The organism is Citrobacter sp. wls829, from assembly GCF_005280825.1.
GTDB lineage: Bacteria > Pseudomonadota > Gammaproteobacteria > Enterobacterales > Enterobacteriaceae > Citrobacter > Citrobacter gillenii.
In genome coordinates this window covers 1-2,454 of the sequence record NZ_SZWP01000093.1, presented here as the reverse complement: position 1 = coordinate 2,454, position 2,454 = coordinate 1, and the positions used below count along the sequence as shown (strand labels likewise).

The 2,454-nt window shown below is 56.8% G+C and carries 3 protein-coding genes; all 3 read right to left on the bottom strand.

Annotation, left to right across the window (positions count from 1 at the left end; all coding sequences use genetic code 11):
* Nucleotides 1–37: 37 nt before the first annotated feature.
* The 3 genes from FDW88_RS18785 to FDW88_RS18775 are packed head-to-tail and all read right to left on the bottom strand — an operon-like array spanning nt 38 to nt 2,373.
* Nucleotides 38–1,576: an IS66-like element ISKpn24 family transposase gene (locus tag FDW88_RS18785; protein ID WP_004201219.1), complete on the bottom strand. Its 1,539-nt coding sequence runs from the start codon at nt 1,574–1,576 to the stop codon at nt 38–40.
* Between the two features lie 48 nt (nt 1,577–1,624).
* Nucleotides 1,625–1,972: an IS66 family insertion sequence element accessory protein TnpB gene (tnpB, locus tag FDW88_RS18780; protein ID WP_000612626.1), complete on the bottom strand. Its 348-nt coding sequence runs from the start codon at nt 1,970–1,972 to the stop codon at nt 1,625–1,627.
* A complete protein-coding gene (locus FDW88_RS18775) occupies nt 1,969–2,373 on the bottom strand; it encodes a transposase (RefSeq protein ID WP_003031976.1) in 405 nt (134 codons plus the stop codon). The genes tnpB and FDW88_RS18775 overlap by 4 nt, the downstream gene beginning before the upstream one ends.
* Nucleotides 2,374–2,454 lie beyond the last annotated feature (81 nt).

The window sequence follows — 2,454 nt, the reverse complement described above, 5'->3', positions numbered from 1 at the left end:
GTAAGCGTGCAGCGAGAACCGTATTGACGGGGATGTGTTATTCAGTTGGCAGTGCTACGCGCCAGGGGAGTAGTTCGCTGACCCGGTTTATCGGCCAGTCAGCTATAACATCAAGCACATGGCGAAGGTAGCTTTCTGGCTCCACTCCGTTCAGTTTGCATGTCCCGATCAGGCTGTACAGCAGCGCTCCCCGCTCTCCTCCATGATCCGAACCGAAGAACAGGTAGTTTTTGCGGCCCAGGCTGACCATCCGTAGCGCATTCTCAGCTATGTTGTTATCTGCCTCGGCCCAGCCGTCGTCAGTATAGTAAGCCAGCGCCGGCCACTGGTTCAGTACGTACGTGAACGCTTTCGCCAGTTCTGAGTGTCGCGACAGCGTTTTCACCTTTTCACGCAGCCAGCTTTCCAGGGATTTCAGCCGCGGTTTAGCTTTTTGCTGACGTTCTGCAAGGCGTCGCTTCGCCGGCATCCCCCTTATTTCCGCCTCGATGGCATATAACTCACCGATCCGTTTCAGGGCTTCCTCCGTCAGCGCTGACGGGGTGCGAACGTGCACATCGTGGATCTTGCGGCGGGCATGAGCCCAGCAGGCAGCTTCCGTTATCTGTCCATTGCGGTACAGTTCGTTGAACCCGGCGTACGCATCCGCCTGCAGAACACCGCTGAAGCCAGCGAGATGGCTCTGCGGGTGGATACCTTTTCTGTCCGGGCTGTAAGCGAACCACACTGCCGGCGCCAGCTCTGACCCGGCGTTACGGTCGTCACGAACGTACGTCCACAACCGCCCGGTCTTCGTTTTCTTATTACCTGGCAACAGCACCGGGACAGGCGTGTCATCAGCATGGAGCTTACCGTCAGTCAGCACATAGTCCTGAAGCGCCCCTTCCAGCGGTGACAGTAGCCGGCAACACGCATCCACCCAGCCCGACAGCAGTGAGCGGCTCAGCTCCACACCCTGGCGGCCGTATATTTCAGACTGGCGGTACAGCGGGGTGTGCTCTGCATACTTTGAACTCAGCACGCGGGCCAGCAGCCCCGGTCCTGCGATACCCCGCTCGATGGGCCGTGAAGGCGCGGGGGCCTGCACGATGGCATCGCACTGAGTACAGGCATGCTTTTCACGTACTGTCCGGATAACCCGGAAGGCGCTGCGCATCAGCTCCAGCTGTTCGGCGGCATCTTCACCCAGGTAACTCAGCGCACCACCACATTCCGGGCAGCATGACGCTGCCGGCAGCAGCCGTTTTTCGTCACGGGGAAGTGATTCAGGGAACGGTTTGCGGGTACGGGTCTGCCGCAGCGGGCGCTGCACGGCCGGGTCATCCACCCGGCCGGTAAGGGTATCGCTTTCTTTCTGCAACTGCTTAAGGTCGGCTTCCATCTTCGCGATACGGCGGGAGACTTTTTCGGAGCGGCTGCCGAAGTTCATCCGGCGCAGCTTATCCAGTTGCGCCTGCAGGTGATCTATTTCGCGTTCACGCTCGTTCAGCTTTTCCAGAAGGGCACGGTTCAGCGCCTCCTGTTCGGCAAGGAGACGTTTCAGTTCATCGATATCGTCAGGAAGTAAGCTGTTCATACCGGGTATATTACCAGGCTCATTCAGCGTCGACCAGGATAAAGAGGCCTACAACATAGTCAGTGACGTAAGCAGTCTTTTAGGCTGCCGCCAGTCGATACCTTCAAGGAGCATCGCCAGCTGTGCCGGTGTGAGGAACACTTTGCCATCCCGGGCTGACGGCCAGGCGAAGCGGCCGCGCTCCAGCCGTTTGGTCAGCAGACACAGTCCATCGCCGGTAGACCAGAGGAGCTTTACCTGACTGCCATTACGCCCACGGAAGATAAAAACATGACCTGACATCGGATCGTCTTTCAGCGTCGTCTGCACCTTTGCCGCCAGGCCGTTGAAGCCGTTTCTCATATCGGTGATGCCAGCGACCAGCCAGATCTTTGTCCCTGATGGTAATGGGATCAACGTTTGAGCTCCCGTATCAGCAGGTTCAGGATATTTTCGCTGATGGCACCATTCAGACGGAGTGATCCGTGCCGGAACGTCACTTCACAGCTGATATTGAGTGATTCAGGTGCCGCAGCAGCTACAGGTTGTGACCGGGGGGAGGTTGCAGGGACAACATCTTCGGCATCAAGTGTTATCGGGAGCAGCTCAGGCACGTTGTTTTCTGTTGTTGAAGGAGGACGTAGTTTTCCTTCGCGCCAGTACTGGCGCCACTTGAACAGCAAATTATCGTTGATCCCATGCTCACGAGCGAGTTGCGCTACGGAGATCTCTGGTCGATGCGAGAGTTCAACCATTTTGATTTTGAACTCAACGGGATAATTAGGGCTTTTTTTACGCACTGCGGTTAATGATTTCATGGATAGCGTCCACCATATTTGGTGTCCATTATCCTCTCAGGAATTTCAGGATCTGCCAGACGGTGCTGAGACGACGCTTAC

Bases quoted from the DNA above. Each gene is read 5' to 3' on its own strand.
- FDW88_RS18775 (WP_003031976.1), bottom strand. From the start codon at position 2,373: ATGAAATCATTAACCGCAGTGCGTAAAAAAAGCCCTAATTATCCCGTT.
- FDW88_RS18785 (WP_004201219.1), bottom strand. From the start codon at position 1,576: ATGAACAGCTTACTTCCTGACGATATCGATGAACTGAAACGTCTCCTT.